Source organism: Streptomyces cavernicola, assembly GCF_029968035.1.
GTDB classification, from domain to species: Bacteria; Actinomycetota; Actinomycetes; order Streptomycetales; family Streptomycetaceae; genus Streptomyces; species Streptomyces cavernicola.
Genome location: NZ_JASCIQ010000017.1, coordinates 124341 through 147959 on the forward strand (window position 1 = coordinate 124341; position 23619 = coordinate 147959).

General features: G+C 70.8%; 18 protein-coding genes. 9 read left to right on the forward strand and 9 right to left on the reverse strand.

All coding sequences use genetic code 11. The annotated features are described in order from the left end of the window. Nucleotides 1-246 precede the first annotated feature (246 nt). The 3 genes from ald (at nucleotide 247) to QIS96_RS17800 (ending at nucleotide 4790) form a co-directional block, all read left to right on the forward strand. Nucleotides 247-1362 carry an alanine dehydrogenase gene (gene ald / locus QIS96_RS17790; RefSeq protein WP_282543604.1) on the forward strand — a complete coding sequence of 372 codons (1116 nt, stop codon included), beginning with the start codon at nucleotides 247-249 and terminating at the stop codon, nucleotides 1360-1362. Nucleotides 1363-1447: 85 nt separating this feature from the next. Next, on the forward strand, nucleotides 1448-2818 hold the full coding sequence (locus QIS96_RS17795; RefSeq protein ID WP_282543605.1) for an aspartate aminotransferase family protein: 1371 nt from the start codon (nucleotides 1448-1450) through the stop codon (nucleotides 2816-2818). 463 nt (nucleotides 2819-3281) lie between these two features. Continuing rightward, on the forward strand, nucleotides 3282-4790 hold the full coding sequence (locus QIS96_RS17800; RefSeq protein WP_282543606.1) for an amino acid permease: 1509 nt from the start codon (nucleotides 3282-3284) through the stop codon (nucleotides 4788-4790). Between the two features lie 125 nt (nucleotides 4791-4915). Here QIS96_RS17800 and QIS96_RS17805 read toward each other — a convergent pair whose 3' ends face one another. The 3 genes from QIS96_RS17805 to QIS96_RS17815 form a co-directional block, all read right to left on the reverse strand. After that, a complete protein-coding gene (locus QIS96_RS17805; protein WP_282543607.1) occupies nucleotides 4916-6256 on the reverse strand; it encodes an MFS transporter in 1341 nt (446 codons plus the stop codon). A 107-nt stretch (nucleotides 6257-6363) separates the two neighbouring features. Next, nucleotides 6364-8025, reverse strand: a complete 1662-nt coding sequence (locus QIS96_RS17810) for an amidohydrolase (RefSeq protein WP_282543608.1) — start codon at nucleotides 8023-8025, stop codon at nucleotides 6364-6366. A 149-nt stretch (nucleotides 8026-8174) separates the two neighbouring features. Next, on the reverse strand, nucleotides 8175-9074 hold the full coding sequence (locus QIS96_RS17815; RefSeq protein ID WP_282543609.1) for an Lrp/AsnC family transcriptional regulator: 900 nt from the start codon (nucleotides 9072-9074) through the stop codon (nucleotides 8175-8177). A gap of 203 nt (nucleotides 9075-9277) precedes the next feature. Here QIS96_RS17815 and QIS96_RS17820 point away from each other — a divergent pair, with 203 nt between their 5' ends. Beyond that, entirely contained in the window at nucleotides 9278-10264 is a 987-nt protein-coding gene (locus QIS96_RS17820; RefSeq protein WP_282543610.1) for a C-terminal binding protein, read from the forward strand. Nucleotides 10265-10272: 8 nt separating this feature from the next. Next, a complete protein-coding gene (locus QIS96_RS17825) occupies nucleotides 10273-11055 on the forward strand; it encodes a class II aldolase/adducin family protein (RefSeq protein WP_282543611.1) in 783 nt (260 codons plus the stop codon). Nucleotides 11056-11074: 19 nt separating this feature from the next. Here the strand turns inward: QIS96_RS17825 and QIS96_RS17830 are convergent, their stop codons facing one another. After that, nucleotides 11075-11683 carry a TetR/AcrR family transcriptional regulator gene (locus QIS96_RS17830; protein WP_282543612.1) on the reverse strand — a complete coding sequence of 203 codons (609 nt, stop codon included), beginning with the start codon at nucleotides 11681-11683 and terminating at the stop codon, nucleotides 11075-11077. A gap of 203 nt (nucleotides 11684-11886) precedes the next feature. Here QIS96_RS17830 and QIS96_RS17835 point away from each other — a divergent pair, with 203 nt between their 5' ends. After that, nucleotides 11887-12999, forward strand: a complete 1113-nt coding sequence (locus QIS96_RS17835; RefSeq protein ID WP_282543613.1) for a DmpA family aminopeptidase — start codon at nucleotides 11887-11889, stop codon at nucleotides 12997-12999. Nucleotides 13000-13062: 63 nt separating this feature from the next. Then, nucleotides 13063-14589 (forward strand): APC family permease, encoded by a 1527-nt coding sequence (locus tag QIS96_RS17840; RefSeq protein ID WP_282543614.1) that lies wholly within the window; start codon nucleotides 13063-13065, stop codon nucleotides 14587-14589. 90 nt (nucleotides 14590-14679) lie between these two features. Here QIS96_RS17840 and QIS96_RS17845 read toward each other — a convergent pair whose 3' ends face one another. After that, on the reverse strand, nucleotides 14680-16185 hold the full coding sequence (locus tag QIS96_RS17845) for a PucR family transcriptional regulator (protein WP_282543615.1): 1506 nt from the start codon (nucleotides 16183-16185) through the stop codon (nucleotides 14680-14682). Nucleotides 16186-16335: 150 nt separating this feature from the next. Here QIS96_RS17845 and QIS96_RS17850 point away from each other — a divergent pair, with 150 nt between their 5' ends. Both QIS96_RS17850 and QIS96_RS17855 read left to right on the forward strand, forming a co-directional pair. Then, nucleotides 16336-17868: a purine-cytosine permease family protein gene (locus QIS96_RS17850; RefSeq protein ID WP_282543616.1), complete on the forward strand. Its 1533-nt coding sequence runs from the start codon at nucleotides 16336-16338 to the stop codon at nucleotides 17866-17868. Further along, nucleotides 17865-18755: a polysaccharide deacetylase family protein gene (locus QIS96_RS17855; RefSeq protein WP_282543617.1), complete on the forward strand. Its 891-nt coding sequence runs from the start codon at nucleotides 17865-17867 to the stop codon at nucleotides 18753-18755. The genes QIS96_RS17850 and QIS96_RS17855 overlap by 4 nt, the downstream gene beginning before the upstream one ends. Before the next feature lie 86 nt (nucleotides 18756-18841). Here QIS96_RS17855 and QIS96_RS17860 read toward each other — a convergent pair whose 3' ends face one another. From QIS96_RS17860 to QIS96_RS17875, 4 genes are all read right to left on the reverse strand, one after another. Next, on the reverse strand, nucleotides 18842-19660 hold the full coding sequence (locus tag QIS96_RS17860; protein WP_282543618.1) for an IclR family transcriptional regulator: 819 nt from the start codon (nucleotides 19658-19660) through the stop codon (nucleotides 18842-18844). A 92-nt stretch (nucleotides 19661-19752) separates the two neighbouring features. Further along, nucleotides 19753-20982: an aminopeptidase P family protein gene (locus tag QIS96_RS17865; protein WP_282543619.1), complete on the reverse strand. Its 1230-nt coding sequence runs from the start codon at nucleotides 20980-20982 to the stop codon at nucleotides 19753-19755. A 91-nt stretch (nucleotides 20983-21073) separates the two neighbouring features. Continuing rightward, nucleotides 21074-22387, reverse strand: coding sequence for an MFS transporter (locus QIS96_RS17870; protein ID WP_282543620.1), 1314 nt, complete (start codon nucleotides 22385-22387; stop codon nucleotides 21074-21076). A gap of 231 nt (nucleotides 22388-22618) precedes the next feature. Continuing rightward, nucleotides 22619-23608: an oligopeptide/dipeptide ABC transporter ATP-binding protein gene (locus tag QIS96_RS17875; protein ID WP_282543631.1), complete on the reverse strand. Its 990-nt coding sequence runs from the start codon at nucleotides 23606-23608 to the stop codon at nucleotides 22619-22621. Between the last annotated feature and the right edge of the window lie 11 nt (nucleotides 23609-23619).

A 23619-nucleotide genomic window follows, 5' to 3' on the forward strand; every position in this document is an offset into this window, starting at 1 on the left:
GCGACGCTCGGACCACCGGTCCCGCGACCGGGCGTGGAGCCGGCCGTGGAACCGGCTGTGAACGGCCGTGAAACCGGTCGCATACGGGACGTAAACGGTCGCCTACGCGGCGATTTCCTCCTGGACCCATCAAAGGGCCCGGTTCTGGTGCTTCTCGCCGGACCAGTTGGCTCTGCAATCTAGCGCCATCGGCGGCTCCAGACGAGAGCTCGACGCCAACCCCCTCATCCCAGATGGGAGTTCTTCGTGAAGATCGGAATTCCGCGCGAGGTCAAGAACCACGAGTACCGCGTGGCCATCACCCCCTCCGGCGTCCACGAGCTGGTCCAGGCCGGCCACACGGTGTACATCGAGCAGGGCGCCGGGGCCGGTTCGTTCATCTCGGACGCGCAGTACCAGGCAGCCGGCGCCACCGTACTGAGGACGGCCGACGAGGTCTGGTCCGAGGGTGACCTGCTGCTCAAGGTGAAGGAGCCCGTCGCGGAGGAGTACCACCGCATGCGCCCCGGCCAGGTGCTCTTCACCTACCTGCACCTGGCGGCCTCCCGGGAGTGCACCCAGGCGATGCTCGCGGCCGGGGTCACCGGTGTCGCGTACGAGACGGTGCAGCCGGCCGACGGCACACTGCCGCTGCTGTTCCCGATGTCCGAGGTCGCCGGGCGGCTCGCCCCGCAGGTGGGCGCGTACCACCTGATGCGGGCGGCCGGCGGGCGAGGCGTCCTGATGGGCGGCGTCTCCGGCACGCACCCCGCGAAGACCGTCGTCATCGGCGCCGGAGTGTCCGGGATGAACGCGGTGGCCGTCGCGACCGGCATGTGGTCCGACGTGGTGCTGCTCGACAAGAACATCGACAAGCTGCGCGCCGCCGACCGCATGTACCAGGGCAGCATCGCCACCGTCGCCTCCAACGGCTACGAGCTGGAACAGGCCGTCCTGGAGGCCGACTTGGTCATCGGCGCGGTCCTCGTGCCCGGTGCGAAGGCGCCGAAGCTGATCAGCAACGAACTCGTCTCCCGGATGAAGCCGGGCTCGGTGCTCGTCGACATCGCGATCGACCAGGGCGGCTGCTTCGAGGACTCCCGGCCGACGACCCACGCGGACCCCGTCTACGACGTCCACGACTCGGTCTTCTACTGCGTCGCGAACATGCCGGGCGCGGTGCCGAACACCTCCACGTACGCCCTCACCAACGTCACCCTGCCGTACGTCCTCGCCATCGCGAACAACGGGCTCGCCGAGGCCGCGCGGGCGGACGCCGCGATCAAGCGCGGCATCAACGTGGTGGGCGGCCAGGTCACCTACCGGCCCGTCGCGGAGGCGCACGACCTGAAGCACGTCGAGGTCGACGAGGCCCTCGTCTAGGAGCACCGAGACCTCTCCGGAGGCCCGCAACCCACCGCATCCGACACTCGCCCGGCCGTCCGCCGGGCCAGGAGGGGAGACCCACGTGACCACCGATTCCGGCCTCCGCGCCAAGGCGCGGCGCCACCTCGGTCCGCACTTCACCCGCAAGGACGTCTGGCAGGACGCCGAGCTGCCCGTCTTCGTGCGCAGCGAGGGCTGCCACCTGTACGACGACCAGGGGCGCCGGTTCCTCGACGGCCTGGCGGGCCTGTTCTGCGTGAACATCGGCCACGGCCGCAGCGACATCGTGGCCGCCGCGAGCAAGCAGATGGAGACCCTGCCGTACTCCACCAACTGGGGCGCCGCCCACCCGCCGTCCATCGAAGCGGCAAGCCTCATAGCCGAGTTGGCGCCCGGCGACCTCGGGGTGACGTTCTTCGTCAACTCCGGCTCGGAGGCCGTCGAGACGGCCATCAAGTTCGCCCGGCAGTACCACAAGAGCCAGGGCAACCCCGAGCGCACCAAGATCATCAGCCGGCAGATGGCCTACCACGGCGTCACCCTCGGGGCCCTGTCGGTGACCGGGCTCCCGAAGATCCGCGACCCGTTCCTGCCCCTGCTGCCGGGCGTCCGCCACGTCCCCAACACCTTCGGCCACACCGGCGACTGCGGCCCCGCCGCCGAGCTCGACTGCGTCCGCGCGATCGAGCAGGCCATCCTCGAAGAGGGCCCCGAGACCGTCGCCGCGGTCTTCGCCGAGCCGGTGCAGAACGGCCGCGGCGCACTGGTCCCGCCGGACGGGTACTGGCGGGAGCTGCGCAGGATCTGCGACCGGTACGGCGTCCTGCTCGTCGCGGACGAGGTCATCTGCTCCTTCGGACGCCTCGGCCACTGGTTCGGCAGCGGCTACTTCGGCGTGGTGCCCGACATGGTCACCTTCGCCAAGGGCGCCACCTCGGGCTACGCCCCGCTCGGCGGCATGATCGCCCGCGAGCAGCTGGTCCAGGAGCTCTTCGACTCCCCGAAGGGCGGCACGTTCACCCACGGTGCGACCTGGGGCGGCCACCCGGTCTCCACCGCCGTCGCCGTCGCCAACATCAAGGCCATGCGCGACGAGGACGTCCTGGGCAACGTCCGCACCCTCGGCCCCGAACTCCGCGCGGGCCTTGAGGAGATCAAGAACCGCCACCGCGTCGTCAAGGACGTCCGCGGCATGGGCTTCTTCTACGCGATCGAGCTCATGGCCGACCGCGAGACGGACCGGGAACTCTCGGCGGAGCAGTCGACCGAGATCCTGCGCGCGGTGCTCCCGGCGGCGTTCAAGAAGACCGGGGTCATCCTGCGCCCGGACGACCGCGGCGCCACGATGATCATGGTCTCGCCGCCGCTGGTGGCTGATCGCGCCGTGCTCGACGAGCTGCTCGCCGGTATCGACGTGATGGTCGGCGACGTACAGCGCAGCGTCAGCGCCTGAGGCGACCGGGCGGGCCCGGTCCGAGAGGGACCGGGCCCGCCCGCAGGACGCCGACGTACCGGATTCGCGCCGCGGGGCCGCCGGACGTACCGCCATCGGGCCGTGCCGTTCTCGCGCCGTGATACCGCTGGAAAGCTGAAAAAATTCGGCCCTGCTTTTTTACGCGTATTGCCCAACCCTCCAGATGCCCGTCGCGCCCCCCTCGCGTACGGGCAATTGGCATTTCCATGAAATCCCGACGGGGCCGGGAAGTCGGTACGCCCGACCTGTGCGCTGCGGCTTCCTGCGGAGTCGAGGCTCTCCGGTCGGCCCTGGCACCCCTAGTAGGTCCAGAACTGGTGCTTTTCCCGGAATGCGGGGAGCAGCCATTATCCCGGCACTGCTGTATTCCGCGGCGGCCACCCGCGTATTCCGGCCGGGGTGGTACGGCAGCGCCGCGATTCCTGAACGAAATGGGTTACCTGTGGGAGAGAACAGACTCGTGGACGGCGACAAGCCCGAGCAGGGCGAGACAGCTGGACTGCGCAGCGAGCTCAAACAGAGGCATATGACGCTCATCGCCCTCGGCGGGGTGATCGGCGCCGGCCTCTTCGTCGGCAGCGGCGTCGTCATCCAGGAGACCGGTCCGGCGGCGATCATCTCCTTCGTCCTGGCCGGCGGCCTGGTCATCCTGGTGATGCGGATGCTCGGCGAGATGGCGGTCGCCCGCCCCTCCGCGGGCTCCTTCTACGAATACGCGCGGCTCGCCCTCGGCCCCTGGGGCGGCTTCACCATCGGCTGGCTGTACTGGTACTTCTGGGTCAACGTGGTCGCGCTCGAAGCGGTGGCCGGCGCCACGCAGATCCACGCCTGGCTCCCGGGCGTGCCGCTGTGGGCCATCAGCCTCGGCCTGATGCTGCTGCTCACCGCGGTCAACATGTTCTCGGTGAAGTCGTTCGGCGAGTTCGAGTACTGGTTCTCGTCCATCAAGGTCGCCGCGATCAGCGTGTTCCTCATCCTGGGCGTGGTCTTCGTCGTCGGCCTGTGGCCCGGAGTCCACGCGGACGCAGGTAATTTGACGGAGCATCAGGGATTTGCCCCGCACGGCATCGGCCCCGTGCTCACCTCGGTCATCCCGGCGGTCGGCTTCTTCACCGGCGCCGAGATCGCGGCCCTGGCCGCCGCCGAGTCCAAGGAGCCGGGCCGGAACGTCGCCAGGGCCACCCGCTCGGTCGTCCTGCGGGTCCTTCTCTTCTACGTCGGCTCCATCTTCCTCGTCGTCGCCATCGTGCCGTGGAACGACGGCAGCATCACCGAGGGGCCGTACATCTCCGCCCTGCAGCACATCGGGATCCCGTACGCCGGAACCCTCATGCGCGTCCTCGTGCTCGTCGCCGTGCTGTCCTCCCTCAACGCCGGCCTGTACAGCGCCTCGCGCATCGTCTTCGCCCTCACCCGGCACCGCGATGCGCCGAGCGGCCTGACGAAGCTCAGCCGACGCGGTGTGCCGCAGCGCGCGATCCTGCTCGCCACCGTCCTCGGCTACGTCTCCGTGATCTTCGCCTACGTCTCGCCCGACACCGTCTTCTCCTTCATCGTCCACTCGTACGGAGCGGTGGCGCTGTTCGTCTACCTCCTGGTCGCGCTGTCCCAACTGCGCCTGCGCCGCCGCCTGGAGCGCGAGGACCCCGGGGCGCTGACCCTGAAGATGTGGGGCTACCCCTATCTGAGCTGGTTCACGGTCGCCGCCATGACCCTGGTGATCCTCACCATGGCGGTGCTGCCCTCGACCCGCCTCGACTTCGGCACCAGCCTCCTGACGCTCCTCACGGTGCTCGGCGCGTACGGCGTGATCCGCCTGCGTCGCCGAGCCACGGACGGGCCCACCCCGACAACGCCGTCCGGCGGCCCGCAGCCCACTCCGCTCCCGGGCCCGATCGGCCCGCCCGCCACCGAGTCCCGGCGACCACGGGTCCCCGCCCAGGAGCAGTGAGGGAGCCGCCGCGCATGTGCGTGAACCGAGGGGCCGCCGCAGATCTCTTCTGCGGCGGCCCCTCGGGTCGGAGGGCGTCTCGTTGCCGGGCGAGCGGACTCGCCCCGGCCGCACGCCCGGTGGGGTCAGGTGGTGACGCGCGCTTCGTCCGGCGTCTGGTCTTCCGTCACCCCGGCAGGGGCGGCGGTGCCGAGCCGTCGAAGGTGGAGGGTGCACCAGATGCCGATGGCGGAGATCGCCATGAGCATGGCCGCGGCCGGCCAGTAATGGCCGCCCGCCGTGGCCGACAGCGAGACCGCCGCGAGGGGCGCGAAGCCGCCGAAGATCATGTTGCAGACCTGGTACGAGAGCGAGATGCCGGTGTACCGGACGCGCGGGGCGAAGCCCTCGGCGAGGATCGCCGCGATCGGTCCGTAGAGGGCGGACATCACGAGTCGCATGCCGAGCATCGAGGCGTAGATCAGGGCGACACTGCCCGTCTCCAGGGCGAGGAACTGCGGCAGGGAAAGGACGATCACGCCGGCCAGGCCGGCCACGACCACCTTGTGCGCGCCGACGCGGTCGCCGAGCCACGACAGCCCGGGGGTGACGGCGAGCTCCAGGAACGCGGCCAGCGTCAGGCCGTTGAGCAGCATGGACTCGGACAGCCGCAGCTCTCCGGTGCCGTACGCGAGGAGGAAGCTGGTCACCACGTAGTAGCCGCCGGTCGCGGTGGCGAGGGCGAAGACACCTGTCAGCACGGTGCGCCAGGCGGACTGGAAGACCTCGACGACCGGCAGCTTGTCCTGCTCGGTCTGCTCGGCCTTGATCTCGTCCATGAGCGGGGCCTCCTCCAGCCGGAGCCGGATGACGAGACCGATGACCACGAGGACCGCGGAGGCGAGGAACGGCACGCGCCAGCCCCAGCTGTTGAAGGCCTCGCTTCCCCACAGGTTCATCAGGGAGAACGCGCCGGTGGAGAGCAGCGCGCCGACGGAGGAGCCGAGCTGGGCGAACGAGCCGAAGAAGGTGGCCTTGCCCTTCGGGGCGTTCTCGACGGCGACGAGAACGGCGCCGCCCCACTCGCCGCCTATCGCGATGCCCTGGATGAGCCGGAGCACGATGAGGAGGATCGGCGCGAGGGCGCCGACCTGTGCGTACGTCGGGAGCAGGCCGATCGCGAAGGACGCGACGCCCATCATCATCAAGGTGATGACGAGGGTCTTCTTGCGGCCCACCCGGTCACCTATGTGACCGAAGACGATGCCGCCGAGGGGACGGAGCAGGAAGCCGACGGCGAAGGTGCCGAAGGCGGAGAGTGTCCGCAGGAACGGCGGCATGTCGGCAGGGAAGAACACATCGTCGAAGACGATCGCCGCGGCGGTGGCGAAGGCGTAGAAGTCGTACCACTCGATGGAGGTGCCGACGAGCGCGGCGAGCGCGGCTCTCATCGGGTTCTGCGGAGCGGTGGGTCGAGGCTGGGACACGGGTGCCTCCGGCAGGAGCGGGGAGAGGGGAGGGAAGGGGAGCGGGGAAGCAGGGGGACGGTGCGGGCTGGTGGCCACGGCCCGGGGAGCCGTGGCCGGGCGTCGTGTCAGCGGCCGGGAGCGGCCCAGGCGCGCGCGCCGCCGATCCATGTCTCGCGGACGCCGATGGCGGTGAGCGCCTCCGGTGCGCTGGTCAGCGGGTCGGCGTCCAGGACGACGAAGTCGGCGAGCATGCCGGGTGCGAGCGTGCCGACCGCGTGCTCGCGGTGCAGTGCGGCGGCGGCGGCGGCCGTGTGGGCGTGCAGGCCGTCGGCGACGGGCAGGCGCAGCGACTCGTCGCCGAGCACCGTACCCAGGACCGTGCGGCGCGTCGCGGCCGCGGAGACCGCCTCCAAGGGGGCGGGCGGGGCGACCGGGGCGTCCGAGCTGAAGACGACCGGGACTCCTGCGGGCAGGCAGGGACCTGCCGGGTTGTACCGGTGCCCGAGGTCTCCGATCGCGGTCAGCGTCCCGTCACCGGTACGGAGGTGATGCTGGGGCTGCATCACGGGTACGACGCCCAGGGCGCCCATGCGCGTGATCTGCTCGTCCGTCGGCAGACCGCAGTGCTCGACGCGGTGGCGCATGTCCGCCCGGGGGACGTCCGCCTGCGCCTTCTCGATCGCGTCCAGGACCATGCCGATGGCGAACGGGGACTGCGCGTGTGTGGCGGTCTGCAGGCCGGCGCGGTGGGCCTTGGCGACGATCTCCGCGTACTCCTCCGCGGAGTGGTACAGCTGACCGTGGTGGCAGCAGTCGGAGGCGTATCCCTCGGGGAAGTAGGCGGTCCAGCCGCCGAGCGTGCCGTCGGCGTAGAACTTCACGCCCTGGATGCGGAACAGGTCGTCGCCGAAGCCGCGCACGGCGCCGAGTTCGAGGGCGGTGTCGAGCAGCGCGGAGGTCAGGTACGCGGAGACACGCATCCGCAGCGAGCCGTCGGCGCGCGCCCGCAGGTACGTCTCCATCTCCCGGCGTGACGCCTGGGCGTCACCGACCGTCGTCACACCGGCGGCCAGGAAGGTCTCCTGGGCGCGCATCAGATGGTCCGCCATGATCGCGTCGGGCTCGGAGAGGTGGAAGTTCGGGCCGTGGTTGCCGATCTTCACACCGCCGGGGCCGGTGAGCATGTCGCAGGCGGCGTCCCACAGTTGTCCGTCCGGATCGCCCGAGGCGAAGCGGCCGATGGAGCCGCCCTCGGGGTCCGGGGTGCCGGCCGTGATACCGCAGGTCCGCAGGGTGTGGGTGTTGACGACGCCGCCGTGACCGGAGGCGTTCATGACGTACACCTCGCGGTCGGTGGCGATGCGGTCGAGGTCGTGACAGGTCGGGTGCCGGCGCTCGGCGAGGCGACGGTGTTCGTACCCGAAGCCGCGGACCGGCACTCCGGCCGGGAGGTCGCGGGCGGCCTCGGTCAGGACGGCGACGAGCGTGTCGATGTCGGGGACCAGCTCGGGGCGGCAGTCGACCCAGGCGAGGGCCTGGCCGTACATGACCGGGTGGCAGTGGGCGTCGACGAAGCCGGGGTGGACGAGGCCGCCGTCCAGGTCGAGCGTCTCGTCGGCGCGGCCGCCGAGAGCGGCACGGGCTTCCTCGGCGGTGCCGACGTGGACGATGCGGTCGCCGCGGACGGCGAGGGCCTCGGCCCTTACCGCCGTCCCTGCAGCGGCGACGGCCGCCCCGGTCACCAGGAGGGTGCGGTGGGTACGGGGCTCGATGAGCGGGTGGTGCATGAGGGAAGCCTGCTTTCGGCCAAGTGATAGCCAGGACGGCTGATTCGTTCGTGAAGAACATAGGTAACGAACGAGAGATTGGCTAGACGTGTTCTTAAGTAACTCTTCGAAAGTTTGCAGGCTTCAGACCTACGGATCGTCTGTCTGGGTCAGTGGTTGTTGGTCCTGAGGTCGTAGCGCTCCTTGACCAGCTCCAGGTGGATCCAGCTCTCCACGTCCTGCACGCCCGCGCAGGCCCGCATCGCGTCGAGGGTGGCCCGCACCGTGCTCAGCGAATCGGCCGTGATGGTGCCCACGAGCTCGGCCCGTCCCACGCAGGCGGACAGGAACGAAACCTGCTCCAGCTCGGCCAGCTCGCGCGCGACGGGCTCCCGGGCTCCGTCGACGCGCACGGCGAAGCCGCACAGGAAGCCCAGCCCGAGGAGCTCGGGACGCACGAGCGCCAGCACCTTGACCACGCCGCCGTCCAGGAGTCGGAGGGTTCTGGCGCGGGCGGCTCCAGGGGAGAGGCCGATGCGGACGGCCAGGTCGGCGAAGGGGAGCCGGCCGTCCTCTTCGAGGGCGTCCAGGATCTGCAGATCGGTGCCGTCGAGGTCGGCCACGGTCGGCTCGTCGGCCAGGAGGTACGGGTCCTTGAGGTGCCGGGTGCTGATCAGCGGGTCCACTGCCGTGACGCCAGGCACGGACCGCACCTCTTCGATCGCCCGATCCAGCTCGCCGAATCCGTCGGTGCGCAATTCGGCCATGATGGCGTGCCGGCCGGCGGTGAGGGTGACGAAGGGCGCCTGCGGCAGCCGCGCGATGCTGCGCGCCACTTCTTCCGTGGCGCCCCGCACGCTCACGGAGAGGTGGGCGGACGCGGTGAGGTGCCGCACCGCGGGGTGGACCACGGCGACGACCCGGACCGCCCCGGACTCGAGCAGGCGTTGCACCCGTGCCCGTGTGGCCGGCCGGGACAGGCCCACGCGCTGCGCCAGCGTCTCGTACGTCAGTCGGCCGTCGGTCTGCAGTTCGCGGACGACGGCAAGGTCGATGTGGTCCAGGTCCACCTGGTGATCCCCTCGGTTCGGATGCCCGGTGTCATGCGCACCGAGCCGACCCATTGTCGACCAGGAGGGCCGTCGCCTCACTCCGTAGGTGATGTGCATCACGAGGTTCCATTACGTCTCCGTCTGGACGCCATGATGAATGAATCGTAAGTTGACTGCGTCTTGAGCGTACGAATCGCTCGTCCTGTTGAGGAAGGAGATCGGTGCGCAAACCCGTCGTCGTTTTCACCGACACCGAGGACCTCGATCCGGACCCCGGGGTGCGGCTGCTCTCCGACGCCGGCTTCGAGGTCCGGACCGTGGGCAGCCGCGACCCGGATCGCATCGCGGCCGTCGCGGCTGACGCGTCGGCCCTGATCGTCGGGTACGCCCCCGTCGGCGCCGCGCTCATGGATCGGCTGCCCCGAGTGCGCATCCTGGCCACGATGTCCGCCGGATACGACATGATCGACACGGCGGAGGCCGGCCGGCGCGGGCTCTGGGTCACCAACCTCCCCGACGCGGCGACCGAAGACGTCGCCGTTCACGCACTGGCCTGCGCCCTCTCGCTCGTGCGCGACCTGCCGCGGGCGGACGCGACCGTGCGGGCCGGTGGCTGGAACGCGGAGTTCGCCGCCCCTGCGGACGGCACCCCACTGCCGCGCCGAGCCGGTGAACTCACCCTGGGGCTCATCGGCTTCGGCCGTATCGCACGGAAGCTCGCCGTCCTCGCCGCGCCGGTCTTCGGGGACGTCGCCGCGTTCGACCCGCACGCCGACCCGGCGCTGTGGCCCGAGGGCGTCGCACGGTACGAAAGTGCGGAAGCCCTCGCCGCGGCCACCGACGTCCTCTCCCTCCACCTCCCCTTGACCCCCGGAACGCAGGGACTGGTCGACGCGCGGCTCCTCGGCCGGATGCGACCCGGCGGCTTTCTCGTGAACGTGGCGCGCGGCGAACTGGTCCACCGTGACGCGTTGGTGGAGGCCGTGGACACCGGTCGGCTCGCCGGGGCGGCCCTCGACGTGTTCCCCGTCGAACCGCCGCCCGCCGACGACCCGTTGCTCCGCCATCCACGCATCCGGCTCTCGCCGCACAGCGCATACCTGTCCGGTGCTTCGCGTCGCGCCTACGTGTGCAAGCCCGCCGAGAACATCCTCGCCTGGTACCGCACCGGCCGACCGCTGACACCCGTCGTCGAACCCACCCGCTGAGGAACCCCATGAGCACGACTCTCCCCGCCGCCGCCGAGCAGACCCTTGCCGACCAGGAGCTCCGCCTCCGGCGCGAACTCGCGGCCGTGTACCGGCTCGTAGCGCACTTCCGAATGACCGACCTGATCTTCACCCACATCTCGATGCGGCTGCCCGGCCCGGACCACCACTTCCTCATCAATCCCTACGGGCTGCTCTTCGAGGAGATCACCGCCTCCAGCCTTGTCAAGATCGACCTCGACGGGAAGCCGGTCGAACCGACCCCGTACGCCGTGAATCCGGCCGGCTTCGTCATCCACAGCGCCATCCACGCCGCCCGCCCCGATGCCCACTGTGTGCTCCACACCCACACCAAGGCCGGCTGCGCCGTCGCCGCCCAGCGCGACGGGCTGCTGCCGCTCAATCAGATGTCGATGGAGTTCCACGACCGGGTCGGGTATCACGACTACGAGGGCGTCGCCCTCAACCTCGACGAACAGCAGCGCCTGGTCGCCGACATCGGCGACCACCCGGCCCTCGTCCTGCGCAACCACGGCCTGCTGACCGTCGGCGAGACGGCGGCCCGCGCCTTCCTGCGCATGTACTACCTGGAGAAGGCCTGCGAGATCCAGGTCACCGCCCAGGCCGGCGGTGTCCCTCTGGTCGTCCCGCCCGCCGAGGTCTGCGAGTACACCGCCCAGCAGCTTGCCGGGGAGGCCGAGGCGGACTTCGAGGACGTCGACGCCTATGACCTCGCCTGGGCGGCCATGCTCCGCCTGCTCGACCGGACCTGCCCCGACTACAAGAACTGACGCGCCGCGCGACGCCCGGTCACGTCGTCGGCGGCAGCTCCGACGACGTGGCCAGTTCCGCGTAGTCCCGGACCATCCGCAGTGCCGTGGCCCGGTCGAACGCGGGGTCGTGGGCGATGACCCGGAAGCCCAGGTAGTCCTCGAGAGCCATCAGAGTCCGGGCGACGTCGATCGCCCTGCCCGAGAGGGAGAACTGCCCGAGGGCCTGGCCGACTTCCAGGATGGACTGGTAGAGGCCGACCTGGCGGTGGTAGACGGAGCTCGTGACCTCGGAGCGTCCGCGCTCGACGCCGGAGGCGATCAGGGTGCGCCACAGCAGGCGCCACTCGGTGTCGTCGGGGCCGGTCGGCAGGCCCGCGGCGATGGTGATGGCGAGACGCTCGCGTGCGTCGTCGACGGACTCGGCCGCCTCGACGCGCCGGGTGTAGAACCGCTCCGTCGCCCGGATGTGCATGTCCCGCATCAGTTCCTCGACGTCGGGATAGTAGTACCGGATCGCGTTGGGCGTCACGCCCAACTCCTTGGCCACGTCCGGCAGTTTCACCTCGGTGTCCCACCGCAGCAGCAGCGCACGGGCAGCCGCAAGGATGTCGAGACGCCGCTCCTCCTTCGTGCTCGGCCGAGCCATTCCGTTGTCCCCTCCGAGTGCTCCGGATGTCTTGGCGCACCCTGCAAGCCGTTTCTTGACGTTCCGGCAGGGAACTCCCCCAGTCTAAGCTCTCGCCCGCTGCAACTCGCCCGCAGCAACTCGTTTGACCCCGGGTCTTGTGTATCGAGCTTCCCTCTTCCATTTTTTTCCGCACGTGAAAATAACTCGGGAGAAGAGGCACTGTGCGAGCTCGTGATCTGGGCATTGTCATCGGGGAGCACACCCCCGGCCACCACAACGCGATCACCGATGTCCCGGGCGTGCGCGTCGGGCACGCGACGCTCGTCGAGGGCAGTGGTCCGCTCCGCGTCGGCGAAGGTCCGGTGCGTACAGGTGTCACGGTTGTCATGCCGCACGAGGACATCTGGAGCGAGCCGGTCTTCGCCGCCCCGCACCGGCTGAACGGGAGCGGCGAGATCACCGGCCTCGAATGGATCCGTGAATCCGGCCAGTTGACCTCGCCGATCGCCCTGACCAACACGCACAGCGTCGGCGTGGTGCGCGACGCACTCGTCCAGGCGCAGGTGCACGCACGTGGCACGAAGCAGCTCTACTGGTGCCTGCCGGTGGTGGGGGAGACGTACGACGGACTGCTCAACGACATCAACGGCCACCACGTCCGCCCCGATCACTTCTTCGAGGCCCTCGCGTCCGCATCGGACGGCCCTGTCGCCGAGGGCGGCGTCGGCGGCGGCACGGGCATGATCTGCCACGAATTCAAGGGCGGCATCGGCACCGCTTCGCGTGTCCGGCCGACCGCCGACGGGGCGTACACCGTCGGTGTCCTCGTCCAGGCCAACTACGGCCGCCGGCACCGGCTGCGCATCAACGGCGTACCGGTCGGCGAACTGATCGGATCCGATGTCACGCCCGTGCCTCAGGCGCCCGAGATGTGGGAGCCGGGCAGCGGATCGATCATCGTCGTCGTCGCGACGGATGCGCCGCTGCTGCCGCACCAGTGCGCGCGCCTGGCCCAGCGGGCCGGACTGGCCATCGGCCGACTCGGCGGCACGGGAGAGCAGTACAGCGGCGACCTGTTCCTGGCGTTCTCCACGGGCAACCGGGGGCTCCCGCCGTACGCGTACGACGAATACGTCCGCCAGGACGCCCACGAGACCCCGCTGCGCATGGCCGCGAACGCTCACCTCACGCCGCTCTTCGACATGGTCATCGAGGCGACCGAGGAGGCGATCGTCAACTCCCTCGTCGCCGCCGAGACCATGGTCGGCCGGGACGGCGTGACCGCCCATGCCCTGAACCACGACCGGCTGCGCGCCGCCATGGGCCTGGCCTGAACGGCCCGCTTCCCCGGGGCCTCCCGGAACCACCTCGCCTCTCACCGCACTGAGGAGTTCCTCATGTCACCGTCGCAAGAACGCACCGGCACCACCGACGCGACCACTTCGGCCGACTCCACCTCGGCCGACTCCACCGGGGCCGGCGGCCTGGCCGGCGGGCGCCTCGGCGTGGCGGGCATCGTCTTCTTCGTCATCTCCGCCGCCGCGCCGCTCACGGTCCTGGTGAGCGGCGCGCCCCTGACCATCCGGCTCGGCGGCATCGGCGCACCCGGCGCCATCGTCGCCTGCGGAATCGTGCTGATCCTCTTCTCCTGCGGCTTCACCGCCATGTCCCGCCACGTACGCAACGCCGGAGCCTTCTACGCGTACGTCACCCGCGGGCTCGGCCGTTCCACAGGAGCCGGGGTCGCGCTCACCACCATGTCCGCCTACGCGCTGCTCCTCCTGGGCTTCTACGGATTCATCGGCTACTTCGCGGCTGAGACGGCGGAAGACCTCCTGGGGGTCGATCTGCCCTGGGGGGTGTGGGCGCTCGCCACTCTGGCCCTGGTCGGGTTGCTCGGCTTCCGTCAGGTGGACGTCGGCGCCAAGGTACTTGCCGTCCTGCTGACCGCCGAGGTGGGCCTGCTCCTCGTTCTCTCCCTCGCCGTGCTCGCCAAGGGCGGGCCGGAGCCGGTCTCCTTCGCCTCGTTCTCGCCTGCGCACGTGTACTTCGCCTCGGGCGCCGGCAGCCTCTTCGTCCTCGGATTCGGCTCGTACATCGGCTTCGAGGGCACGGCCATCTACGCGGAAGAGGCGAAGCGGCCCGAACGGACGGTGCCCGTCGCCACATACATCGCCATCGCCTTCCTGGCCGGGTTCTACGCGTTCACGTACTGGACGGTCATCGTCGCGTTCGGCGTGGAAGGCGTGGTGGCCGCGGCCGGTGCGGATGATTTCGGGGACATGCTCTTCGCCATGTCCGGGGACTATCTGGGCACCAGCGCCGTCGTCCTGATGCGCGTGCTCATCGTGACCAGTTTCGTGGCCTGCGTGATCGCCTTCCACAACGCCTGCGCCCGCTACCTGTTCGCCCTGGGCAGGGAGGGACTGCTGCCACGGGCCCTGGCCCGGACCCACCGCCGGTTGAAATCCCCGTACGCGGCGAGTCACACGCTGACCGCGGTGGCCGCTGTCGCGGTGCTGCTGGCGCTGGCGGCCGGCCTCGATCCCTATCTGCAGTTCGGCATCTGGACCTACTCGTCCGGTGTCGTCGGCATCGTCGTCGCCCAGGCCGTCTGCGCCCTGTCCATGGTGGCCTTCTTCGGCAGGGACCGCCGGGGTCACAGCAGCTCGCGAGTCCTGGTCGCACCTGCCCTCGGGGCGCTGGGCCTGATCGTCGGCGTCGTCCTGATCGTCACCAACTTCGAGGTGGTGACTGGGCAGACGGGCCTGGCGAACTGGCTGATGCTCCTGCCCACGCCGGTGCTCTTCCTGGCCGGTGTCGTGCTCGGGCTGCTGCGGAGAGGCAAGGCCCCGGCCGGTGACAGCGCCGGACAGACGCTCGCCACGGTGCCGTCGGCCGACGACAGCCGGAAGCGTTCGTAGACCGTCTCCCACCGTCTCCCACGGCACGTGGCGTTCGGGCAGGTCCGGCCGGGCCGCACCGGTCGTAGGAGCGTCGAGGTATCGCCGGCCTCACAGCAACCCCCGCCAAAGCCGCAGCGCCAGATGCAACGGCAGTGCGCGAGGGGTGCCCGTCGGGTCGCCGCCGAGGAGGTCGAAGGCGCGTTGCAGACGGGCGTAGAGGGACTGCCGCTGCAGGTGCAGGTCGGCTGCCGTGCGGGTCTTGTTGAAGCCGGAGTCGAAGTACGCGCCCAGCGTGGTGAGCAGCAGGTCGCGCTCTTCGTCGCGCAGGGTGAGCAGCAGCCCCAGTTGTTCGCGTACGAGCCGCTCCGCGGGGGTGCGGAACGCGTCGTCGAGCAGCAGCCGCTGTACGCCCTGCTCGGTCGCGTCGGCGACGCCGCCCGTGAACGCGCAGCCCGGACGCGGCAGGCACTCCGTCGCCGCCCGCAACGAGGCCGCCGCGTCCGCCAGTTCGGGCAGTGCGGGCCCGACGGCGATCGCCGTACGGTCGTCGGCGCACCACTCGGTGAGTGCCGCGATCAGGCGGGGCCGGACGCCGCTCGCGGCGCGGTGCGGTGCGCGCAGGGAGACCAGCGCGTGCATGGCGAGCGGGGAAGGCATGTCGACCGCGGTCCGCCCGTGCCGGGCGAGGACGGCGTCCAGGCCCCGAAGCGCGGCCGGGGTCCGCGCCGCCCGCACCGCGACCGCCACCACCGGGGCGTCGGGCGGGAAGCCGAGCGACGCGCCGAGGCGGCGGATGCGCTGCGGATGGGCGCTGCCGCCCGCGGCGAGGCGGACCAGCTCGCTCGCGGCCAGCTCCTGTGCGCCGGGCGGCCGGGTGCGCATCAGCGCCAGTTGCAGCGCCTCCACCGCCCGGTCCTGCGCCAGTTCGAGCAGGGCGACATCGGCCGCGGCGTCCGGGTAGAGCACCAGCGTGGCCGTGGGCACCCCGCGAATCGCCAGCGGCGCCGCCGTTCCGCCCCTGGAGTCCGGCAGTTCGAGCCCCGAACGGCCCACGGGACCGCTCGTCGCGATCACCCGGCCGACGGCGTCGAACAGCGCGGCCCCGGCCGGAACATGCCGTACGAGCGTGTCCAGAACCTCCTGCACACCGCCGCCGTCGGCGAGGCTCCCGGACATCGCGTGGGACAGCACGCCCGCTGAGCGCAGCCGCACCACGGAGTCGTCCACCAGGCTCGCGTTGATCACCTCGGCGACCTCCACGAACGGGACGACCCGCCGCAGCTCGACCACCGGGAAGCCGAGGGCGGAGGCCTCGGCGAGCAGCGCGGGCGGTACGGCGGACAGCTCCCCGCCGGTCTCGATCGCCACGCCCGCCACCGCGCGCTCCGCCAGACTCCTTGCGTAGCACCGCAGTTGGTCCTCGCTCGCATGCGCGAGGTTGGTGCCGCCGGTGAGCAGCAGCTCGCCACCTCGCAGCAGCGGCGCGATCGCGAGGACCTCGCTGGAGTGGATCCAGCGCACCGCTCGCTCCAGCCCCTCCGAGCCGGTGAGGACCCGGGGCCCTGCCGGGGCGAGGCTGGGATGGGCGAGGACGCGCGACACCGTCATCTGCATGACGGTTTGTGTAGCACTTCCCGCCGACTGTGCGACAGATCGTGCGTTGGCCTGTGTGATGCAGGCCACCAGGATGACTCGGCAAGCAGGGCGGCCCGGCCGTGCCGCCCGGCCATCCGCACGGAGCCTGCCCCCGTTGGGAGTCAACCGATGTCACCGTCCCCATCCCCCCAGCCACCCCCATCTCCTCAGGGGTCCCCGGTCCCCGGGCCGTCCGCCCATGACATCGAAGGCACGCTGCAGCCCGTACCGGAGAGCGCGCGGACCACCGGCGTCTCCGGGCAGTTCTGGATCTGGTGCGGGGCGAACATCGCGCCCATCAACTGGGTCCTCGGCGCGCTGGGCGTGCACCTCGGCCTCGGCCTCGCCGACACCCTGATCGTGCTGGTCGTCGGCAACCTCATCGGCATGGCGTTCTTCGGGGTGTTCGTCCTCCTGGGGCAGCGAACCGGAGTGACCGGCATGGTCCTCGGCCGGGCCGCCTTCGGGCGCCGCGGCAACTATCTGCCCGCCGCCATCCAGGCGCTGCTCGCCGTCGGCTGGTGCTCGGTCAACACCTGGATCATCCTCGACCTGGTCATGGCGCTGCTCGGCCGGCTCGGCGTGGTCGACCCGCTCCAGGCCAACCACGCCTGGAAGATCGGGGTGGCCGCCCTGATCATGGGGATCCAGGTGGTCATCTCCTGGGTCGGCTACCGCGCGATCTCCGCGTTCGAGCGCTGGACGGTGCCGCCCACCATCGTGGTCCTGGTGGCGATGTCGGTGGCCGCGTGGTTCTTCCTCGACATCGACTGGTCGTACGCGGGACCGCCCGGCGAGGTGCTCACCGGCCAGGACCGGTTCGCCGCCATGACGGCCGTGATGACCGCCATCGGCATCGGCTGGGGCATCACCTGGTTCACCTACGCCGCCGACTACTCGCGCTTCGTCAGCCGCAGCATGCCCCGGCACAAGCTCTATCTGGCCAGCACACTCGGTCAGTTCGTGCCCGTCGTCTGGCTCGGCGTCCTCGGCGCCACGCTCGCCACCAAGAACGGTGACGTCGACCCCGGGCGACTGATCGTGGAGAACTTCGGCGCCCTGGCCGTCCCCGTGCTGCTGCTCGTCCTGCACGGGCCGATCGCCACCAACATCCTCAACATCTACACCTTCACCGTCGCCGCTCAGGCCCTCGACATCAAGGTGCACCGGCGCACCCTGAGCAGCGTCGTCGGGGTCCTCTCCATGGGCGTCGTGGTCTTCTTCATCTACCAGTCCGACTTCGCCGCCATCCTCGACAGCTGGCTGATCGGCCTGGTCGCCTGGGTCTCCTCCTGGGGCGGCATCATGCTCGTCCACTACGGCCGCATCGACCGCGGCACGGCAGGCGTCGAGCGCCTCTTCGACCCGGTGGGAACCCGCCGCCTGCCGGACGTGAACGGGGCGGGCCTCGCCGCCTTCGCCGCCGGCGTCCTCGCCACCTGGCTCTTCATGTACGGAGTGATCCCGCCGTTCCAGGGCCCGGCCGCCGTCGCCCTCGGCGGCGTCGACCTGTCCTGGCTGGCCGGCGGACTCACCAGCGCGGGCGTGTACGCCGTGCTCGGCCCACGCGCCGCCCGCCGCATCCCGACCGCGCCCCCGACGCAGCAGACCGCTGCCTCCGGCCGCCCCGCGTCCCCCGCACCTGGAAAGGCCCGACGATGAACTTCCCCTGGCCCGAGGGCCGCCGCGCCGCCGCCGCGTTCACCTTCGACGTGGACGCCGAGTCCTGCGTCCTGGCCCACGACCCCGCGGCCTCCTCCCGGATGTCCCTGATGTCCCATCAGGCGTACGGGCCGCGCGTCGGCGTCCCCCGGCTGCTGCGGCTGCTGCGCCGCCTCGATGTGCGGGCCACCTTCTTCGTCCCGGGCTTCACCGCCGACACCTACCCCGACCTGGTGCGCACGATCGTCGACGACGGCCACGAGGTCGCCCACCACGGCTACCTGCACGAGCCGATGCGGGGCATCGACGCGGCGACGGAGGCGGAGTACCTGGACCGCGGCCTGGAGGCCCTGGACCGGGCCGGCGCACACCCGGTCGGCTACCGGGCCCCGTGGTGGGAGATGAACTGGCACACGCCGGACCTGCTCGTCGAGCGCGGCTTCGCCTACGACTCCAGCCTCCTCGACGGCGACGTTCCCTACCGGCTGCGCGGCCGCGCCGAGCCCGGCGACCTGGTCGAGATACCCGTCGACTGGAGCCTCGACGACTGGGAGCAGTACGCCTTCTACCCGGGCTGGACCGGCAGCGGCGTGATCGAGAGCCCGCGCAAGGCGCACGAGATGTGGCTGCTCGAAGCGGAGGCGCAGCACGCCGAGGGCGGCTGTTTCGTCCTCACCAACCACCCGTTCCTCTCCGGCCGGCCCGCCCGAGCCGCCGCCCTGGAACGGCTGATCGCCGACGTCCGCGCCCTGGACGGCATGTGGGTCACCACACTCGCCGAGATCGCCGCCCACACGGCGCGCACGGTCACCGAGATCCGGCACATCGAGCGCGTCGAGGTACCCGAGAAGTACGTGCCGCGGCCCACGGGCCCGGCCGCCGGCTGACGTTCCCGCTGCACGCAGAGCAACTCCCGTACCAGGCAAGGCGGTACGGGAGTTGCTCGGCGTCGCCTTCGGCCGGCAGGGAGCCGTCAGTCCGTGTCAGGTCCCGGCCGGTGCCCGCCCAACCGCCGTGTCACCTGGTCCGCCGCCTCGCGCGCGGTCTCGCCGAGGATCGGCAGCTGGTCGGGGGAGATCCGGAAGCGCGGCGCGGAGATGAGCACGGTGGCGGCCACGTCGCCCCGGTGGTCGAAGACCGGCGCGGCCACGCCGACCTCCTGCAGCGAGGTCTCCCCGTAGTTGGTGGCGTACCCCCGCTCGCGCACCTCGTCGAGCCGCGCCAGGTACGCGTCGAGCGACGTGTCGTCCGTGCCGGGCAGGACCAGGGCGCCGCCGGTCAGCAGGGATCGCGCGGCGGGGGCGGGCAGTTGGGCGAGGAAGACCTGGACGGAGGAGCTGGCCGCGGTGGTGTAGCGGGTGCCGAGCGGGGTGGTGTGCTTGACCTCGTGGTGGCTGGGCACCTGCTCGACGCAGACCGCCTCCGACCCGTTCCACAGCATCAGCGCCGAGGTCTCGCCGGTACGGCGGCTCAGCTCCCGCAGCACCGGGTGCGCGACCCGTCGTACGTCGAGATCGGCGAGCAGCGGGCCTGCCATGGCGATGACGCCGAGTCCGAGGCGGAAGCGCCGGGTCTCCGGGTCCCGCTCGACGAGCCCGTCGAGCTCCAGGGTGGCGAGGATGCGGGAGACGGTGCTCTTGTGCAGGCCGACCCGTGCCGCGATCTCGGTGACGCCGAGCAGCGGCTCGTCCGCGCTGAAGCTGAGCAGTACGGAGATGCCGTTGTGGAGCACGGAGATGCCGCGGTTCTCGCCCGCGCCGTCGGTCGTCTTGTCCGTCTGAGTGTCTGCCATGGTGCGCCCATCCTGCCGCATGGTCGTACGCGCGGTGCCGCACCGTCCGTTCAGGACGATGCGGCACCGCGCTCACTGTCGCTGATCGGGCGTCAGGCGCCCAGGATGTTGTGTTCCGGGCCGAACGGGAACTTGGTGATGTTCTCGGTGCCGGTCTCGCCGACGACGAGGATGTCGTGCTCGCGGTAGCCGCCCGCGCCGGGCTCGCCCTCGGGCACCATGAGCATCGGCTCCATGGAGACCACCATGCCGGGTTCCAGGACGGTGTCGATGTCCTCGCGGAGTTCGAGGCCCGCCTCGCGGCCGTAGTAGTGGGACAGCACGCCGAAGGAGTGGCCGTAGCCGAAGGTGCGGTTGGGCAGCAGGCCGTGGCCGATGTAGATCTCGTTGAGGGCGTGGGCGATCTCGGCGCAGCTGATGCCGGGCTTGATCAGCTCCAGGCCGCGGCGGTGCACCTCGACGTTGATCTCCCACAGCTGCAGCGAGCGGGCGTCGGGCTCGCCGTAGAACAACGTCCGCTCCAGGGCCGTGTAGTAACCGGAGATCATCGGGAAGCAGTTGAGGCTGAGGATGTCGCCGCGGCGCACCTGGCGGGTGGTGGGCCAGTTGTGCGCGCCGTCGGTGTTGATGCCCGACTGGAACCACACCCAGGTGTCCCGGATCTCGGTGTGCGGGTGCGCGCGGGCGATCTCACGGACCATGGCCTGGGTGCCGGCCAGCGCCACCTCGTACTCCGCGACGCCCTCGGCGATCGCCGCGCGCACCGCCTCACCGCCGAGGTCGCCGATGCGTGCGCCCTCCTTGATGAGGGCGATCTCCTCGTCCGACTTGACCATCCGCTCCCGCATGGTCGCCGCCGCGATGTCGGTGAACTCGGCGCCGGAGAAGGCGTCCTGGAACTTCCGCAGCTGGTCGAGCGGCAGGCTGTCGTGCTCGACGCCGATCCGGCGCGGGGCGATCGCCCGCTGCTTCAGGGTCTCGTGGATGGCGTGCACGTAGTTGTCGCGCTGCCAGTCGGTGTAGACGACGTTGTCCCCGTAGCAGCGCCGCCAGGGCATGCCGGCGTCGATGTTCGCGGTGACCGTGATCTGGTCGTCCGCGGTGACGATCAGCGCGTACGGACGACCGAAGGCCGTGAACAGGAAGTCGGAGTAGTACTTGATGTTCTGGTACGAGGTGAACAGGGCGACGTCGATGTCACCCTGGGCCATCACCTTGCGCAGCCCGGCAAGCCGCCGCTCCATCTCGGCGTCGGAGAACGTCAGTTGCTCCTTCTCGCCGTTGCGGATGAGCTTCAGGCGCTGGAGGTCGGTGACGGACATGGGTGCTCCTTCTCATGGTTGCGGTGCGGTGTGGTGCGGTGCCGCCGGCCGGGGCCGGCCGGGGCGGGGAGTGGTCGGACGAGGGGAGGGCTCACTCCTCGCGGAGCGGCCGGCGTGCCGTCTCGCGCGCGGCGAGCACGGCTCCGAGGGAGACGAGCGCCGCGGCGGCCAGATACCAGGCCGGTGCGAGCGGGCTGCCGGTCCAGGAGATGAGCAGTGTGCCGACGAAGGCCGCGGTGCCGCCGAACAGCGCGTTGGCCAGGTTGAAGCTGATGGCGAAGCCGCTGTAGCGGACCCGGGTCGGGAACTGCTCGGCGAGGAAGCTGGGCAGGGTGCCGTCGTTGAGCGCGAGCATGCCGCCGAGCAGCACCTGGACCGCGATGACGGTCAGCAGCCCGGCCCCGTCGAGCAGCAGGAACGCCGGCACGGCGCCCAGGGCGAACAGGGCGGAGGCCCCGATCAGCAGCTTCTTCCGGCCGAACCGGTCCGAGGCCAGGCCGGTGCAGAAGACGAAGGCGATGTAGACCGTGAGCGCGACGGTGGTGGCGAGGAACGATGCGGTGGCGTCGACGCCGAGCTCCTCGGAGAGGTACGTCGGCATGTAGCTGAGCAGCATGTAGAAGGCGACGGCGTTGAGCACGGTGGCCCCCATCGCGAGCAGCAGCGGGCGCCGGTTGTCCCGCAGCATCTCCTTGGCGGGGGTCCGGGTGACCTCCTGCTGCCCCTCAAGGGCGCGGAACGCCGGGGTGTCCTCGAGGCGCAGCCGGATGTACCGGCCGATCAGGCCCATGGGCGCGGCCAGGAGGAACGGCAGCCGCCAGCCCCAGCTCTGCATCTGCTCCGCGGAGAGCAGATCGGTCAGCAGCGCCGCGAGCAGCGAGCCGAGCAGCAGCCCCGTCGCGGTGCTGGCCGGGACGACGGAGGCGTAGAGCCCGCGCCGTCCCTCGGGCGCGTACTCCACCAGGAACGCGGAGGCGCCCGCGTACTCGCCGGAGGCCGAGAAGCCCTGCACGATGCGGACGGCGAGCAGCAGCAGCGGCGCGAGCAGCCCGACGGCCTGATAGCTGGGCAGCAGGGCGATGCAGAAGGTCGCCACGGACATGATCACGATGGAGAGCGAGAGCGCGCTGCGCCGCCCGACCCGGTCGCCGATGTGCCCCCACACGAACCCGCCGAGCGGCCGCACGAGGAACGAGAGGGCGAACACGCTGAACGTCGCGAGGAGGGCCGTGGTGCGGTCGGTCGCCGGAAAGAAGACCGTCGAGATGGTCGCCGCCAGGTAGCCGTACGCGGCGTAGTCGAACCACTCGACGAAGTTGCCTATGAAACTGGCGGCGACGACCCGGCGACGTGTCCCGGTGTCGGTCCCGGTGTCGGTGCCCGGCGGGACGGTGGAGTTGCTCATGGAACCTGGCTCCCATGCATCGGTGTTGCGCGAGAAGCAACGATGGGTGCCAATATGGGAACGGAGCTCCGGAGTGTCAAGAGGGGCGGCGCGAAGAGATGCATCTCCAGCATCACTGTTGCTATTTGTGCAACCAGCTGGTCGAGTGTGAGGCAAGGAGAAGGCCGTGCCGGAGAGCTCCGGCACGGCCTGTCGACGTCCTCTACGGATCTCGGTCTCTTGAGTCCCTGCTCAAGCGAGGCGGCTGCGCGGAGCCGGCGCTGCCGCCGCGGGCAGCGGGCGCACGCAGTGCCACCGGTGTCCGCCGTCGCCCTCTTCCACGTCGGGGAACGCGGTGGCGCACCCGTCGTCCGCCTTCCAGCAGCGGGTACGGAAGGGGCAGCCGGTCGGAGGGTGCGTGGCGGAGGGCACGGGGCCGTGCAGCACGATTCGCTCCGGGCGCTCCAGCAGGCTCGGCGTGGCCGACAGCAACGCCTGGGTGTACGGGTGCCGCGGCCGGTCGGTGACCTGGTCCGCGGGCCCCTCCTCCACGACACGGCCCAGGTAGAGCACGGCGATGCGGTCCGCGAGGTACCGCACGGTCTGCACGTCATGGGAGATGAACACCATGCCGAGGCCGAGACGATCGCGCAGCTCCGTGAGCAGGTTGAGGATCTGGGCGCGCACCGAGACATCGAGGGCGCTGGTGGGCTCGTCGGCGACGATCAGCTCCGGTTCGAGGGCGAGGGCACGCGCGATGGCCACCCGCTGACGCTGACCGCCCGACAGCTGGCCGGGCAGCGCTTCGAGCGTGTGGCCCGGCAGCCCGACCAGATCGAGGAGTTCCAGGACGCGCGCCTCGCGGGCCCGTGCCGTACCACGCCGGTGCACGTCCAGCGGGTCGCGCAGGATGCGGCGGACCGGCAGGCGCGGGTTGAGCGCGGTGGACGGGTCCTGGAAGACGACGCCGACGGCGGGCCCGAACGTGGTGCGCCGTGCCGACGGGCTGAGGGACCACAGGTCCTGACCGCGGAAGTGCACTTGGCCGTCGGTGGGACGTTGCAGCCCGGTGATGACGCGGGCCAGCGTGGACTTTCCGCAGCCCGACTCGCCGACGATGCCGACGATCTCGCCGCGGCGCACCTCCAGGGACGCGTCGGTGAGGGCGTGGACGGAGTCCCGCCGCAGCACGCCTCCGCTGCGGGCCTTGTGGCGTACGTGGATCCGGTCGAGCCGGATCAGCGGGTCGACGG

Bases quoted from the DNA above. Each gene is read 5' to 3' on its own strand.
- QIS96_RS17810 (WP_282543608.1), bottom strand. From the start codon at position 8,025: ATGCACCACCCGCTCATCGAGCCCCGTACCCACCGCACCCTCCTGGTG.
- QIS96_RS17825 (WP_282543611.1), top strand. From the start codon at position 10,273: ATGAGCACGACTCTCCCCGCCGCCGCCGAGCAGACCCTTGCCGACCAG.
- QIS96_RS17830 (WP_282543612.1), bottom strand. From the start codon at position 11,683: ATGGCTCGGCCGAGCACGAAGGAGGAGCGGCGTCTCGACATCCTTGCG.
- QIS96_RS17840 (WP_282543614.1), top strand. From the start codon at position 13,063: ATGTCACCGTCGCAAGAACGCACCGGCACCACCGACGCGACCACTTCG.
- QIS96_RS17845 (WP_282543615.1), bottom strand. From the start codon at position 16,185: ATGCAGATGACGGTGTCGCGCGTCCTCGCCCATCCCAGCCTCGCCCCG.
- QIS96_RS17850 (WP_282543616.1), top strand. From the start codon at position 16,336: ATGTCACCGTCCCCATCCCCCCAGCCACCCCCATCTCCTCAGGGGTCC.
- QIS96_RS17855 (WP_282543617.1), top strand. From the start codon at position 17,865: ATGAACTTCCCCTGGCCCGAGGGCCGCCGCGCCGCCGCCGCGTTCACC.
- QIS96_RS17860 (WP_282543618.1), bottom strand. From the start codon at position 19,660: ATGGCAGACACTCAGACGGACAAGACGACCGACGGCGCGGGCGAGAAC.
- QIS96_RS17865 (WP_282543619.1), bottom strand. From the start codon at position 20,982: ATGTCCGTCACCGACCTCCAGCGCCTGAAGCTCATCCGCAACGGCGAG.
- QIS96_RS17870 (WP_282543620.1), bottom strand. From the start codon at position 22,387: ATGAGCAACTCCACCGTCCCGCCGGGCACCGACACCGGGACCGACACC.